We start from the raw sequence: 13259 nt of genomic DNA, 5'->3' as shown, positions 1-13259 counted from the left end.
CGCGCTCGGCTGATCCGGTCGTTCCGTCAGCAGCCAACAGGCGGGGGATAGACGCACTCCTCGCGGCATGTCCGGGCGCGTGGTGTGCATGCTGAGCGATGCCTCGTCGGGAGTGTCGCACATCGAAAAACGTAGGTCACTCCAAGAGCCGCAGCTCCTCGACCTGCAGCGCCGATCCTTCCCGAAGCGGCTCCCGCACGCCGGTCGACTTGAAGCCGTGGGCGACATAGAGCCGGCGCGCGGCCCGGTTGCCCTCGGTCACATGCAGACGTACGCCGAGATCGCGGTCGCGGCACCAGCTCACCAGATCGGTGAGGAGCCCGGCGGCGTACCCACGGCCGCGTGCCTCGGGCGCCGTCCACATGCCCCAGACGTAGGCGACGCCGCTGTCCGGGGCAGTGAAGACGCCACCCATCGCGACTCCGCGGCCATCTTCCAGCACCATCAGGATCGGTGCTGACCCCTCGGCCTGCCGCCGCCAGAAGTCCTCCGTGAGCGCCTGGGCCTCGGCGAGCGTCCTGCGGAAGGCGTCGGGAGAGTCGGCCAGCGCCCGCAAGCTGACGTCGCGGAAGAGAGGCCAGTCATCAGCGGTGATGGCGCGGACCTCGACATTCATGGCACCCGAGGTTGTCAGCGAACTGCCTCTACTGCCACCAGATTCCGACTCGTCTGACTCCTGACCAGTGGGCCCCGGCATTCCGAAAAGCGTGCTCCGCGAGGGAGGAAGTCAGCACCGCCACGGCACCACTGGAAGTTGCCTGAGTGGTGCGGGCGATCCCAGAAGGGCTCGACCGCTGCTTGCGGAGCGGGCAGCCCGCACTGCCCCTGCATCCGGGCCAGGCCGGTGAGGGCATCGCCGAGCGCTCATTGACGGTCCTCCCAATAGCGGGCGGCCAGGGCCCGGCCGAGGTCTATTGCGATGCCCGAGCACCCGCTCAGGTGTCTGACGGTCGATCCTCGCCATTTGGCGTACGGCGGCCAGGTCCGGGAGAGCATGAACGCCAGGTGGCGGCGATGTCGACGAGTCGCGCAGCGATGACACGCGACCCGAGCTCGTCGCCGCGTCCACTCGCACGTCCCACGAGGGGCAGCTCCTGGTCCAGGCGCTGTCAGTCACACGCAACGACGTACCGCCAGATGTCGTCGGGGTACCAGGTCGGACGGGGTAGCCACGGAACTCGTCGGGCAGGTACGTGTCGAGCGCCGACACGAACAGTTGGAGCCGCAGACCCCAGTCGTGGTCGCGCGATGTCGCATCGTCCAGGCCCAAGACCTCCGACCCGGCCCCCACGCGCGCGGCCGCATACCGCACGTCAGGCACGGACTGCTGCAGCAGCGGAGCGATCAGGTCCGCGAAGTACGAGCGCGACAACGCGATGCCGGCACCAGCCCGAGTCACTGGACGATGCTCGCACGCGCAGCCGCGCCCTGCGCCCTTGCTCGGCTCAAGTCACCCGGCCAGCGAGGCCGGGGCGGCGGCGGACAGGAACCCTCGGGCGACCGCGGTGGCCCGGGCGTGTGCGGCGCGACGTCCGGGCTCGGGGTCGACGGTGGCGAGGTTGGGACGGAACGGGATGCTGCGGATGTCGTCGATGCCGGCCCACTGCAGCCAGTCCTCGAAGTACGGTTGCTGGAAGTCGTTGCCGAATCCCGGGCCGCGGCCGGGGCCGTAGACGGCTCCGGTGTAGATGACGGCGGCCCGCTTGTCCTGCAGCAGGCCGGTGTAGCCCTCGGCGGGGTCGAAGCCGAAGATCATGCCGGGCTGGCTGATGACGTCGATGAGCTGCTTGAGGATGTAGGGCACCGACGCGTTCCACATCGGCACGCTGAACAGGTAGTAGTCGGCGGAGTCGAAGCGCTCGAACGTGTCGCGCGCAGCGCGCCACGCGGTGGCCTCCTCGCCCTCGGGGTCAGCGCCGCCGAAGATCGCCATCTTGGCGGCCGCGGCCGGCGGGCCGAACTCGGGCAGGGTTCCATCCCAGAGATCCCATTGTTCGACCGTGACATCGGGGTGGGTCGCCCGCAGCTCGGCGAGGAACGTTTCCGCGATCGCGAGGGACTCGGAGCGCTGACCGCGGGGGGAGGCGGAGATGTGCAGGAGGGTGGTCATGGTTGGATCCTGTTCGTGAGAAGTGTGTGCGTACGCACATAGTTCTACCAGAGTGTGTGCGCACGCACAAGATATTGGTACGCTCGACCCATGCCGACCGACCTCTCTGAGACATGGGGTGCCCTGCTCAAGGTCCACGCCACCCTGGTGCCGCGCCTGGATCGTGAGCTCCAGGACGCACATGGTCTGCCGTTGACGTGGTACGACGTGCTCGTCGAGCTCAACAGCGCGCCGGACCGACGACTCACGATGGGCCAGCTCGGCGCGGTCGCCGCCGTCAGCCGCACGCGGGTCAGTCGGGTCGTCGACGAGCTGACCCGCGCCGGGCTGGTGACGCGGGAGTCGAACCCGGACGACGGGCGGTCGGCGTTCGCGACCCTGACCCCGGCAGGTCGGGCGGCGTTGCGCAAGGCGGCACCGACGTACGTCGCCGCGGTGCGCCGCGAGTTCGCCGACCACCTGACAGCGCGCGAGGCCGAGATCCTGGCGGGTGCGCTGCGCAAGGTGCTCGACGTCGGCGCACATCGAGCGTGAGTGCGGAGCCCCTCGGGGACTACCGATGCGCGCCGTCCGGAGGACGAGCTGCCCGCTCATCGACAGATCCGCGCGTCCGCATCGCGGCCGATGGACGCACTCCGTAACGCGGGGTCGTGGCTTGCCCGGGTCGGGGCGAGATACTGAAGCCGGGAGACTTCCGGATCTGCAGGTGCTTGGTATCTGGAGGATGGCTGGGGACTCGAGAGTCCGCGGTCAGCGGGTGCGGTTGAGCGTCTCCGAGGGCGATTCGCCGAATGCTCTTCGATAGGCGACGGCAAAGCGGCTCTGGTGCCACAGGCCGACGCTGGCGCCGACGGCGCGCACCGTGGTGGTGTCGGGGTCGGCGGCCCGTAACGCCTCGCGCGCCCGGCGCAGCCGAACCTCCCGCAGGTAGGCCATCGGTGTGGTGGCGAGATCGCGGCGGAACCCGTCCTGAAGCGCCCGTGGGCTGAGGTGCACCTCTGCGGCGAGCCGCACCGTCGTCCACGGCTCGGACGGGCTGTCCTCGATCAGCTCGACCGCACGCCTGACGGTCGTGCGGGGGCCCGCCGGCCCAGCTCGAGTTGCCGCGTCCGCGTGGTTGTGCGGTTGACAGAGCAGGAGGCCGTCGAGCACAAGACCCTCGACGTGTCTGGCCACCAGCGGCTCCCGGCTGACGTCGGTCGGCTGATCGAGCTCACCCACGAGCAGATCCAGCACGGTCCGCAGGCGCTGAGTCACACCGCTGCGCAGATCGGCGCCGAAGTCGAAGACAAGTCGGCCAATGAGGGACCTGCCGAGCATTCTCTGGAGCTCGCCCTCCAGACGGGCCCGCGAGATCATGAGGCACAGTTGCTCACAATCCTTCGACCACGAGATCTCGGCCGGCATACCGGGAGAGAAGACCAAGCCTTCGCCGGGCGATGTGGTCACCGGTTCGCCGGACCCGCTGCGCGATGCCGCCCGGCCGTGCAGTGGGACATTCACGTGGAAGTTCTCAGCGTCGGCCGTGCGGAGACGCACCGGACGCCCGTAGGTCAGGCGGGCGACGGTGAGCGCTCCCAAGCGCATGCCGGTCACCTCCATGCCCAGCGGTGCCGAGTCATCCGTGAGGTCGAGCTGGTTCGGAAGGTAGAGGCCGGTGATGACCTGCTCGGCCTCGTCGCGGTCGTCGGTCGTGTGCCGCACGCAGGGCGTGATGCTCAGTCGGCTTTCTTCCATCTCCCTGCGGTCTCCTGTGCCGGCATCGAACGTGGATCGCGTCGCGCCGCTGCCGATCGTTGCGCTCGCCGCTTACATCGGAGTGCCTGGCCCGGACATTCAAGGTCAGGCTACGAGATCACGCTGAGGACCCTCCGGACTGGGGCTCACGTAGCCGATCAGCGCTGTCTCGTGCCCGAATCGCGCAGACGTCCGACGATCGGGCCGGGTCCCGTGTCCTGCCGTATCAGCATTGATCCGTGGCGCCTTGCGTCTGGCCCCCGACAGGTCGCAAGGCGCCTCCTGCGACAATGCGAGGCCGGTTGCCAGTTTCTCGGAAAGGCAGATGACGATCTCGGAGCTTGAGCAGTTGACGTCGTCGACTCTGCTGGCGCAGACCGGACTGCTGGTTGCCGCGAGCGACTCGGCCGGACAGATCGCGCTGCTCAGCCCGGGCATGCAAGAGCTGTTCGAACTGCCCTTCGAGCCGGTACCCGAGGACGAGATCAGCGACCGCTTCCGGCTGTTCACTCATGACGGCTCCACCGCCTTGCCGACCGAGGACGTACCGCTGGTGCGGGCCCGGCGGGGAGAGGTCGTCCGTGACGCGCTGATCGTGTCGCGCACACCGGCCGGACGCCTTCTCTACCTGCGCTGCAACGCCTCGCCGCTCATCGGCCCTGACGGGAGCCTCAACGGGGCCATCGTGCTCGTCCAGGACGTCACCGACGAGCGGGCGGCGCACGAGCGTCAGTCCGAACTCCGCGAGCGGCTCCTGGAGACCGTCAACCATCACCTGCGCACACCGGTGACCAGCTTGCTCGGCTACGCAGAGCTGCTCGACGACCAGCGCGCGGGCATCACGCCGGAGGCGCAGCGAGCCGTGGATGCCGTGCTCCGCGCCGCCGGAGCCCTCGGAAGCCTCCTCGAGACGGTCTCGGCACTCCTCGACCTCGACCGCCACACACAGCTCACCAAGACCTACGGCGACCTCACAGATGTGGTGCAGCACGTGGCGCACGCGTTCATGCCGCTGCTCGACGAGAACCGGGTCGAGCTGCACGTCGACCAGCCCAGCACGCTGCCGGCCGTGATGGACTTCGCCGAGGTCCGCCGCGCAGTGTCCGAGCTGCTGAAGAATGCCGCGTGCTATGCCCCGGCTGGCTCAGTTGTCTGGCTCCACACGCGCCTCGGAGACGACGCGACCGTCGACCTGACCGTCTCGGACAACGGCCCAGGCATCGACGATGACGAACGACACCGCCTCGTCGAACCATTCGAGCGGGGCAATCACCCGCGTCAGGACGTCACCGGCCGAGGGCTCGGGCTGGCGATCGCGCACACGATCGCTCTGGCGCATGGCGGAGCGCTCGAGCTCTCTGCGAACCGCCCCCAGGGGCTGTGCGCCTCGCTGCGGCTCCCGATCCGGTGACAGTCGGGCCGCGCGATGCCCTCGCACGATCGCAGATGCGACCGCGGTCTCAACTCTGTTCGCGAGCGAGCCGTGTTCGGCGGTCCTCCTCGCGCTTGGAGTACGCAGCCGCGCGGATCGCTTCGTCCGACTCCAGCCCGCTGCCCAACGCGCCGCCGACTGTGGCCGCCGATGCGACGAACCAGGCCAGCACGACCAGGTCGCCGTAGCCCAGCGACATTCCGAGGTAGCCGCCCATCACGGCGGGGTCGAGGACGAACAGCGCCCACGCCAGGTTCAGGACATAGAGCGCGACATAGCAGATGACCACCCCGGCGGTGAGGGTCAGAAGCGTCGAGGTGTTGTACAGACGAGACCGCTCCCGGGCTTGAGGTGTGTCGCCGTCCGGCCGGTCCCAGAGCTCACCGTCGATCACGAGCCAACCGACCACGAGCGCGATGGACGCGACCGATGCGACGACCAGGCGCCACCACGACAGCGACCCTGCCAGCAGCCACACGGTGGAGTTGATCGTGGCGATGGCGCCGGTCGTGAGTGCCGCGACCAGTGCCGTCTTGAGCCCGGGCACGAGCAGCCACGGCCGATTGGCGAGCACCATGCCCACGAGCAGCCGCCAGCGGCCACCACGACGCGGCAGCGGTACGCGGCGATCGCTCTCCGAGGCGGGGCCGGCCATACCGCTGACGACTTCGCGCAAGGCGCGGCGACTGCGTCTGTGCATGCGAAGGCCGCCGAGCGCAGGCAGGGACAGCACCGCCGTCTCGTGCTGCGGGTCCGTCTCGATCAGCAGGTAACGACCGTCGCCATCGCGCAGAGGCAGCTCGGTGAGCCCGACGACCACGTCCCAGTCATGTTCCTGGGCTCGATCCGACAACCGCGACAGCGCGGTCTCCACGTCCTCACAAGCCACGGTGAACGGCTCGCTCACCACCTCGATGTCCCAATCGCGCCGATCCTCGCCGTCCGGCGGCTGGAGATCACCGAACCGGCACGCGATCTCAGTGGGCTTGGCTGGGTCAGCGACGAGGCCGACTCGTAGCGGCTTCATCCCGCCGAGGTACCCACGCCCCTCACAGACGAACATCGCGCGCCACGGGGACAACTCGCCCCACACAGTCCCGGCGCCCAGAGTTTCGCGTGGGCAGATCGGCGCGTCCGGCACGCGGCGGAGTGACGCATGTCCGCGTCAAAGTGGCATGGGAATGCGCGATGAGCCAACGGCCTCAGTCGGCACTCTTGGCCGCGCTCGCGGCCTTCGACGCGGTCTTCTTCGTGGGTGCCTTCTTGGTCACTGTCTTCGCGGGCTTGCGTGTCGAGGGTCCGTCAACCGGGCGCCGACCCTTCATGCGAACCCACAGACTTCCCCGGCCGGAGGGGCCGGTCACGATCTTGGTCTCGACGAATGGCTGGCCCTTGACCAAGTCACTGAGCTTGCTGAATCCGTAGTTGCGGGCATCGAACGATGGGTCCGTGCGATTCAAGTGGTTCCCAAGAGCGCTAAGCGATGTCCAGTAGTCGTCGTCGGTGGTGACCTTGTTTAGCGCTTTCGTCAGGACACTCTGGATCGGCCGGGGGGAGTTCTCCTCCGCATGCTCGCTCGAGCTCTCCTCAGGCGGCTCGACCGCAGTCGAGCTGTCGGTGAGCACCTCGAGGAAGACGAAACGTTCGCATGCTTCTACGAACGCCTTTGGCGTCTTGCGCTGCCCGACGCCGATGACCCGCTTGCCAGACTCGCGCAGGCGCATTGCCAACGGGGTGAAGTCGCTGTCGCTCGAGACGATAGCGAAACCTTCGACGTTCCCGGAGTACAAAAGGTCCATCGCGTCAATGATCAACGCAGAGTCAGTGGCGTTCTTGCCGGTGGTGTAGGCGAACTGCTGTTGCGGCGAGATCGCGTTGCCGAGGAGCACGTTGCGCCAGCCCTTGAGACCATCGCTGCTCCAATCGCCATAGGCTCGCTTGACGGTGATCGTCCCGTATCCCGCCAGCTCCTCGAACATCTCCTTCACCAACCTGGCCGAGGTGTTGTCGGCGTCGATCAGTACGGCAAGGCGAAGGTTGTCATCCGGCATCCGTGGCTCCTAAGTCGCAGGCAACCATCCTCGCGCAAGCCATGGTCCGAACTGCCAACCCTCGTCACGAACCTGGGAACTCCGTCGCGGTGAACGCGGCGGAATGCCGCAGTGTTGAAGCCCATCACCAAGGCGACCGTCAGCAATCGACTCGCCGGGTCAGGCAACGTATGCCGTCATGCGAATCGAGATGAGTAGTCCTGGAACATTGGCTCCCAGCTTGGCCGCGTAGCGGGCCGGTGGATCGGACGGGAACCAGGGCGCGTATTCCTCGTTCATGCCAGCGAAGTCGTCCGGGTCGGTGAGCAGCACGCCTACCTCGACGACGTCATCGAGCGTGCCACCGGCCTCCCGGAGAATGGCCTCGCAGTTGGTGAGCGCTTGGCGGGTCTGAGCCTGGATGCTGTCCCCGGCCATGCGACCTGTACTCGGGTCGATACCGGTAGTTCCCGAGATGAACACCTGGGAGCCGGCTTTGACCGCCTGGCTGAAGAGCGGGGAGCTCGGTGCGTCTGGTGTCGTGATGATCTGGCGCGGCATCTCGGACCTCCTGGCTGATCGTCCCATCGTCCGACGCCGCGCGGAAGGCGCTCGCCCGGACTGTGGTGCTCGTGCGCGCCCGGCCGGCGGCGGAGTGACGCGGGGTCGATTTCGTATGAGTGGACCTCGGGTCGGACTACAGTGAAGGTTCCGGCCCGATGGCGAGGTTGGGGATGGCTGGCAACGACGATCGGATCGCTGAGTTCCGTCGGCTGCATGCCTCAGGGTGTTTCGTGATGGCGAACCCGTGGGACGTCGGCAGCGCTCGCGCGCTGGAACAGATGGGGTTCGAGGCGCTGGCCACGACCAGCGCCGGCTCGGCGTGGACACTCGGCCTCGGGGACGACCAGGTCACCCGAGATCAGGCGCTCGAGCACCTCCGTCAGGTCGCCGGCGCTGTGGCGGTTCCGGTGAACGCGGACTTCAAGGACGGGTACGCGGTAGACCCTGCCCAGGTCGCGGCGAACGTGACGATGGCGGTCGACACCGGGATCGCGGGGCTCTCGATCGAAGACTCCTCGGGCGACCCGGAGCATCCGCTCTACGACTTCGAGCTGGCCGTTGAACGAGTTGGGGCCGCCCGGCAAGCGATCGATGAGAGCGGCACGAGGGTCGTCCTCACCGGCCGCTCCGAGGGCTTCGTCTGTGGCCGTCCAGACATCGACGAGACGATACGCCGGCTCCGCGCGTACGCCGAGGCCGGTGCGGACTGCCTGTACGCGCCCCGGATCGACCGGCTCGAGCATGTGTCCGCGATCGTGGCTGCGGTGTCGCCGAAGCCGGTGAACCTCTTGATCAATGCTCCCTTCATCACCGTCGCGGAGGCGGTGCGCCTCGGGGTGCGGCGGGTCAGCGTCGGCGGAACCCTTGCACGCACTGCCTGGGCCGGATTCCTGAACGCCGCTCAGGAGATCGCGGACGCCGGGACGTTCTCGCGGTTCGCGCAGCTGCCTGACGTCGAGGCGTTGCTCGCAGACTAGGTGGTCGCGAAGGCGCCCGGCTGAACTGACCGGAGCGCGGCGGAGTGACCTACCACTGACCGCCACTGGCTCAGGGCGAAAGTCGGCGACCCGCGGGTGCCAATGGCCGTCTCCTTCGCTGACTGGCATGTTTCGGGCCGCGGTCCCCGTACTCTCGTCCCATGGACGCGGCGTCGCGTATCACCTACGTCCTCGTGGACGGCGAGAACATCGACGCCACCCTGGGGACGTCGATCCTGGGACGGCGGCCCCGCCCCGAAGAGCGCCCGCGATGGGAGCGCCTGCTGCAGTTCGCTCGGGAGCGTTGGGCTCAGCCGGCGACCGGGCTGTTCTTCCTCGCCGCGAACAACGAGCTTCCGATGGCGTTCGTTCAAGCGCTGCTGGCGATCGGATACCGACCCGTCGCGTTGTCGGGCAGCGTCGGCGAGAAGGTGGTCGATATCGCCATCCAGCGGACGCTTGACGAGATCGGCAATCGCGACGCGGATGTGCTGCTCGTCAGCAACGACGGCGACTTCGTCGACCAGGTCGGTAGTCTGCTGGACGGTCGCCGGGTCGGCGTCGTCGGCTTCGTCGAATTCCGCAATCAAGCCTTCATCGAGCTCGTCGAGCAGGGGCTGGCGACCTTTGATCTCGAATACGACGTGCGCGCGTTCAACGAGCAACTGCCCCGTGTTCGCATCATCCCGATCGACGAGTTCGATCCAACGCAGTCCTCTAGCTCGGCGGACGGGCCGCACCGGGGCTCCAGCATGCGGCGGAGAGCAGCACCCTGATGACCGACGCCACGTCCGTGACCAACCGGACGATGCGCGTGGCGTCTGCTCCTGACGGATCGAGTTCCGGGTCGTAGATGGCAATGCTCCATCCGGCGCAACCGTCCTGTTCGACGGCGGTGCGGAGCACGTTCGTCAGCGTCTCCCAGCTGAGGCCGCCGGGCGTGCCGGGATCGCCGGGTACACCCTGTGCGGGGAACTCCTCGGGATCGAGTACGTCGAGGTCCACGTGCAGCCACCAGTGTTCCGTGGCCGCGCGTAGGTGCCGCACCGCCTCGTGGGCGTTCTCCTCGGGATGTGCGGAGGTCTGTGAGCAGTCCTGGAACCACACGCCGTGGTCGCGCAGGGAACCGACGTTGTGCCGATGCCGCCACGCCTGGTCTCGGGGACCCAGGACGGCGAGCTCGGATCTCGGGAGAAGGCCGCGACGCCCTGCGAGCGGACCTCGCAGGAGACGACCGGTGAGTCCGAGAAGCAGGCCCGATCTCGGCGTTGGCCGCCTCGCCGTCCTCAGAGACGTCCAGGGGCATGGTGTCCTCGTGGCCGTCGACGAAGAGCAGCCCCACCGGCTCTCTGCGTCGCAAGGCAGGGATCGTGCCCAGCAGGGTGGTGCAGTCACCTCCGTCGGGCGGGGGCAGCTGGAGGTCGCCGCGGTCGGTGACCTCCAGCTCCCCCAGCGCCGTGGTCAGGCCCGCCGCTCTCAAGCGCCCGGCCGCCGCTGCCTGATGACCGGGCCTGCCGTAGCCGTCGAAGGGCACCCCGATCAGCTCGATGCTCTCCATGACGAGATCCTCGCTCACCGGGGACTCCGTATCTGAAGCGAGGTGCCCTGCTCTTCCTGTGAACGAGACCTCGGGGGGTGCGAGATGGACATGACCTGGTGTCCGGAATGCGGTGCGTTGGCAGAGGTGCACTGGCGCGATGTCGTCGAGAGCACCGACGGGCCCGTGGAGATCGCGAAGGTGGTCTGTGCCGGTCGGCACTGGTTGCTGCTGCCCGTCGGCAGTCTCGAACGGACCTCCGCGCCGACGTGGGGAACACGGGGACGAGGCGCGCAGGAGTCACGACGCTCCGCGGCCTGATCGCGGAGCTCGTACAACTGCGGACCGATCGGCGCCTCGGTGCGCCGCTGCACGCTCGAGCCCGGCAGCGTCCGGGTCGAATGGTCCGCAGGTCTACTAAGATCAGCCGCCGCGTCCTTCTGGGCGAAGAGGGCTACAGCGCTACGCGTGCTGGGGTGTGGCGAGAATGTGGCAGGACACTGTGATGCTGACCTGCAAGAACACGCTGGCAGTCCTCGAACGGAATCGGTCCTGGTCGAGCGTGCCGTCGGTGTCCACATGACAGCCGCTGAGCGTGCCGAGGTTCCCCTGGTAGTGCTGACGGTGGGGTGGCATCTCGTCGGGTTGCCGTGTGGGATGCCGCGGAGCCGGCGGCCCCTGCATTGCGTCCTGACCGGTTCACGAGTCTGATACGACGCGGGTCTGCACTGGATCATCACGACAGTGCGGCCCCCGGCGGCCCCCCAGATCGAGATCGACGCTCACCGGGCAACGTCTCCAAGCGTGGGTCACGCTCACCAACGCGACAAACGAGGCAGGGAGCGCCGCTCGTAGTGAAGAGGTCGTCGGTTCGATTCCGACAGGCGGCTCCAACCGAATGGCCCCTGGTCCGCGGAGACGCGGGCCAGGGGCCTTTTCGCGTTCGTGTCGTCAGCCGGGAACCCGGTCCAGGAAGCCACGGACGTCGAGGATGCGGCCGTCCTCGTCGAGGACGAGGACGTCGAAGCCGATGACGGCGGGCTCGTCCCCGGCGGGCCCCAGTCCCCACTGGAACCTGAGCTGGCGGTTGTGGGCGTCGATGTTCCCGACGAGCGAGAACACGAACCCCGGGAACTGCACGTGCACGCCGCTCAGGAGTGCGCGGAGGTCGTCGTGACCTCGCACGGCCGCCAGGGGATCCACGTAGGTCACCTCCGGGGACCAGTGCTGCGCCAGCAGTCGCCGTTGCTCCGGCTCCCCGGTCGCGTTCCACGTCGCCAGGTAGGCCCGGACGACGTCCTTGGCCTCGCTGGTGCTCGTCTCGGTGTCGGTCGTGGTTCCCGTCGCGGTGGTGTGGGCGTTGGTCGTCATGGGTCACTCTCCTCTGGATGCGTTCGAGTGGAGCCTGACGGAGCGCGCGCGTCGCGACCATTACCTCCGAGGTCATGATCGAGCGGAGAACCGCTACTAGGGTGCGTGCCCATGCCTGCAACGACGACGCGCGACCACACGGTCGGGGACCTTCTCAGGGAGTGGCGCGGTCGGCGCCGGATGAGTCAGCTGGAGCTCTCGAGTCGGGCGTCGGTCAGCACCCGTCACCTCAGCTTCGTGGAGAACGGCCGGTCCGCACCGACGCGCCGCATGGTCGCCACGCTCGCCGACCACCTCGACGTCCCGTTGCGCGTCAAGAACCAGCTCTTCCTCGCGGCCGGCTTCGCGCCGCCCCACGACGAGCGGGACCTGGACAGCCGCGACCTCGCCCCTGTGCTGGACGGGCTGCGTCGGCTTCTCGATGCCCACCTGCCCTGGCCTGCGTTGCTGCTCGACGACCATTGGGACGTCGTCGACAGCAACGCGGCGGTGGCCGCCCTGCTGGCCGGGTGTGCACCCGAGCTCCTGGAGCCGCCCGTCAACGCCATCAGGGTCACCCTGCATCCGGGCGGTCTCGCTCCTCGCATCCGCAATCTCGCCGAGTGGGGCGGCCATCTGGTCGGCCAGCTCCGTCATCGCGCGGAGGAGACACGGGATCCGCGGCTCGGCGCCCTGCTGATCGAGGCCGAGTCGTGGCTCGGCGCCGTCCGGCCCGGGGCGGCCAGCACGGGGCCGGTCCTCACGATGGAGGTCGACCAGGGCGATCACGTGCTCCGACTCTTCAGCGTCTCCGCGCGGCTGGAGATGGCCAACGACCTCACGGTCGACGGCCTCCACCTCGAGACCTTCGTTCCTGCGGACGCCGCCACCGCCGAGCGGTTCTCCTCCTGACGACGGCTCTTCTCAGGACGTGACGGCGAGCCCGTCGAGGATTCGCTGCAACTGCTGCCGGGCGTCGATCGCGCTCAAGGGCCGGGTGCCGAGGATCATTCGATAGTAGAGGGGGGCGTAGACCAGCTCGACGATGTCGAGAGGGTCCACGTCGGCGCGGATCTGTCCGGCGGCCTGTGCTTCGACCAACCGCTCCACGCAAGCGTGAGTGCGGGGTTCGATGATCTGGCGGCGGAGCTCGGAGGCGAGACTCGGGTCCGACTGGGCGCCCGCCAGGAGGGCACGGTGGACCGTGCCGCCCTCGTCGGCGAGGAACGTGGCCACGCCCGCGAGCTGACCGCCGAGATCAGCGACGACGTCTCCGGTGTCAGGAAACGTCGAGGTCTGTTGGGTGCGCGCGTTGACCGCCTCCAACAGGACGGCGGCCTTCGAGGGCCACCAGCGGTAGAGCGTCTGCTTTCCCACGCCGGCCCGCGCCGCGATGCCCTCGATCGTCAGCCCCTCGTATCCCTTCTCCAGGACTTCGGCCCAGGCGGCCTCGAGGATCGCGCGATGCGACGCGGCATTCCGTCGCTGGGGATTCGGGCGTGACATGGAACCACTCTAACGA

The 13259-nt window shown here is 68.2% G+C and carries 14 protein-coding genes; 5 read left to right on the top strand and 9 right to left on the bottom strand.

The annotated features are described in order from the left end of the window. Positions 1–136: 136 nt before the first annotated feature. Positions 137–616: a GNAT family N-acetyltransferase gene (locus ACFQQI_RS21420; protein WP_378568375.1), complete on the bottom strand. Its 480-nt coding sequence runs from the start codon at positions 614–616 to the stop codon at positions 137–139. Between the two features lie 834 nt (positions 617–1450). Beyond that, positions 1451–2110: an FMN-dependent NADH-azoreductase gene (locus ACFQQI_RS21415; RefSeq protein ID WP_378568373.1), complete on the bottom strand. Its 660-nt coding sequence runs from the start codon at positions 2108–2110 to the stop codon at positions 1451–1453. 90 nt (positions 2111–2200) lie between these two features. Between ACFQQI_RS21415 and ACFQQI_RS21410 the strand changes: the two genes are divergently transcribed. Continuing rightward, on the top strand, positions 2201–2644 hold the full coding sequence (locus tag ACFQQI_RS21410) for a MarR family winged helix-turn-helix transcriptional regulator (RefSeq protein ID WP_378568371.1): 444 nt from the start codon (positions 2201–2203) through the stop codon (positions 2642–2644). A gap of 216 nt (positions 2645–2860) precedes the next feature. Here the strand turns inward: ACFQQI_RS21410 and ACFQQI_RS21405 are convergent, their stop codons facing one another. Continuing rightward, entirely contained in the window at positions 2861–3847 is a 987-nt protein-coding gene (locus tag ACFQQI_RS21405; RefSeq protein ID WP_378568369.1) for an AraC family transcriptional regulator, read from the bottom strand. A gap of 325 nt (positions 3848–4172) precedes the next feature. On the opposite strand from ACFQQI_RS21405, the gene ACFQQI_RS21400 reads away from it, so the two are divergent. Next, the gene (locus ACFQQI_RS21400; RefSeq protein ID WP_378568367.1) at positions 4173–5258 is read left to right on the top strand and encodes an ATP-binding protein; all 1086 of its coding nucleotides are present in this window, start codon (positions 4173–4175) and stop codon (positions 5256–5258) included. A 49-nt stretch (positions 5259–5307) separates the two neighbouring features. On the opposite strand, the gene ACFQQI_RS21395 is transcribed toward ACFQQI_RS21400, so the two are convergent. The 3 genes from ACFQQI_RS21395 to ACFQQI_RS21385 all read right to left on the bottom strand — a co-directional run bounded on the left by ACFQQI_RS21395 (position 5308) and on the right by ACFQQI_RS21385 (position 7870). Beyond that, the gene (locus tag ACFQQI_RS21395) at positions 5308–6306 is read right to left on the bottom strand and encodes a hypothetical protein (RefSeq protein ID WP_378568365.1); all 999 of its coding nucleotides are present in this window, start codon (positions 6304–6306) and stop codon (positions 5308–5310) included. Positions 6307–6481: 175 nt separating this feature from the next. After that, a complete protein-coding gene (locus ACFQQI_RS21390) occupies positions 6482–7330 on the bottom strand; it encodes an NYN domain-containing protein (protein ID WP_378568363.1) in 849 nt (282 codons plus the stop codon). A gap of 159 nt (positions 7331–7489) precedes the next feature. Then, positions 7490–7870 carry a RidA family protein gene (locus ACFQQI_RS21385; RefSeq protein WP_378568361.1) on the bottom strand — a complete coding sequence of 127 codons (381 nt, stop codon included), beginning with the start codon at positions 7868–7870 and terminating at the stop codon, positions 7490–7492. 173 nt (positions 7871–8043) lie between these two features. On the opposite strand from ACFQQI_RS21385, the gene ACFQQI_RS21380 reads away from it, so the two are divergent. Together ACFQQI_RS21380 and ACFQQI_RS21375 are read left to right on the top strand one after the other, a co-directional pair. Beyond that, entirely contained in the window at positions 8044–8850 is an 807-nt protein-coding gene (locus ACFQQI_RS21380; RefSeq protein WP_378568359.1) for an oxaloacetate decarboxylase, read from the top strand. A gap of 161 nt (positions 8851–9011) precedes the next feature. Next, on the top strand, positions 9012–9626 hold the full coding sequence (locus tag ACFQQI_RS21375; RefSeq protein WP_378568357.1) for an NYN domain-containing protein: 615 nt from the start codon (positions 9012–9014) through the stop codon (positions 9624–9626). Here the strand turns inward: ACFQQI_RS21375 and ACFQQI_RS21370 are convergent. Both ACFQQI_RS21370 and ACFQQI_RS21365 read right to left on the bottom strand, forming a co-directional pair. Further along, positions 9568–10245 carry an arginase family protein gene (locus tag ACFQQI_RS21370; protein ID WP_378568355.1) on the bottom strand — a complete coding sequence of 226 codons (678 nt, stop codon included), beginning with the start codon at positions 10243–10245 and terminating at the stop codon, positions 9568–9570. The genes ACFQQI_RS21375 and ACFQQI_RS21370 overlap by 59 nt on opposite strands. Before the next feature lie 1093 nt (positions 10246–11338). Beyond that, positions 11339–11758 carry a nuclear transport factor 2 family protein gene (locus tag ACFQQI_RS21365; RefSeq protein WP_378568353.1) on the bottom strand — a complete coding sequence of 140 codons (420 nt, stop codon included), beginning with the start codon at positions 11756–11758 and terminating at the stop codon, positions 11339–11341. Between the two features lie 111 nt (positions 11759–11869). Here ACFQQI_RS21365 and ACFQQI_RS21360 point away from each other — a divergent pair, with 111 nt between their 5' ends. Beyond that, positions 11870–12649 (top strand): helix-turn-helix domain-containing protein, encoded by a 780-nt coding sequence (locus ACFQQI_RS21360; protein WP_378568351.1) that lies wholly within the window; start codon positions 11870–11872, stop codon positions 12647–12649. 12 nt (positions 12650–12661) lie between these two features. Here the strand turns inward: ACFQQI_RS21360 and ACFQQI_RS21355 are convergent, their stop codons facing one another. After that, a complete protein-coding gene (locus ACFQQI_RS21355) occupies positions 12662–13243 on the bottom strand; it encodes a TetR/AcrR family transcriptional regulator (RefSeq protein ID WP_378568349.1) in 582 nt (193 codons plus the stop codon). Between the last annotated feature and the right edge of the window lie 16 nt (positions 13244–13259).

The sequence above is a fragment of the Nocardioides sp. GCM10030259 genome, from assembly GCF_042666375.1.
Classification (GTDB): Bacteria; Actinomycetota; Actinomycetes; order Propionibacteriales; family Nocardioidaceae; genus Nocardioides.
Note: the sequence above shows the minus strand (reverse complement) of the source record. Positions and strands in the feature narration are given on the sequence as shown.

Bases quoted from the DNA above. Each gene is read 5' to 3' on its own strand.
- ACFQQI_RS21420 (WP_378568375.1), bottom strand. From the start codon at position 616: ATGAATGTCGAGGTCCGCGCCATCACCGCTGATGACTGGCCTCTCTTC.
- ACFQQI_RS21415 (WP_378568373.1), bottom strand. From the start codon at position 2,110: ATGACCACCCTCCTGCACATCTCCGCCTCCCCCCGCGGTCAGCGCTCC.
- ACFQQI_RS21410 (WP_378568371.1), top strand. From the start codon at position 2,201: ATGCCGACCGACCTCTCTGAGACATGGGGTGCCCTGCTCAAGGTCCAC.
- ACFQQI_RS21405 (WP_378568369.1), bottom strand. From the start codon at position 3,847: ATGGAAGAAAGCCGACTGAGCATCACGCCCTGCGTGCGGCACACGACC.
- ACFQQI_RS21400 (WP_378568367.1), top strand. From the start codon at position 4,173: ATGACGATCTCGGAGCTTGAGCAGTTGACGTCGTCGACTCTGCTGGCG.
- ACFQQI_RS21395 (WP_378568365.1), bottom strand. From the start codon at position 6,306: ATGAAGCCGCTACGAGTCGGCCTCGTCGCTGACCCAGCCAAGCCCACT.
- ACFQQI_RS21390 (WP_378568363.1), bottom strand. From the start codon at position 7,330: ATGCCGGATGACAACCTTCGCCTTGCCGTACTGATCGACGCCGACAAC.
- ACFQQI_RS21385 (WP_378568361.1), bottom strand. From the start codon at position 7,870: ATGCCGCGCCAGATCATCACGACACCAGACGCACCGAGCTCCCCGCTC.
- ACFQQI_RS21380 (WP_378568359.1), top strand. From the start codon at position 8,044: ATGGCTGGCAACGACGATCGGATCGCTGAGTTCCGTCGGCTGCATGCC.
- ACFQQI_RS21375 (WP_378568357.1), top strand. From the start codon at position 9,012: ATGGACGCGGCGTCGCGTATCACCTACGTCCTCGTGGACGGCGAGAAC.
- ACFQQI_RS21365 (WP_378568353.1), bottom strand. From the start codon at position 11,758: ATGACGACCAACGCCCACACCACCGCGACGGGAACCACGACCGACACC.
- ACFQQI_RS21360 (WP_378568351.1), top strand. From the start codon at position 11,870: ATGCCTGCAACGACGACGCGCGACCACACGGTCGGGGACCTTCTCAGG.
- ACFQQI_RS21355 (WP_378568349.1), bottom strand. From the start codon at position 13,243: ATGTCACGCCCGAATCCCCAGCGACGGAATGCCGCGTCGCATCGCGCG.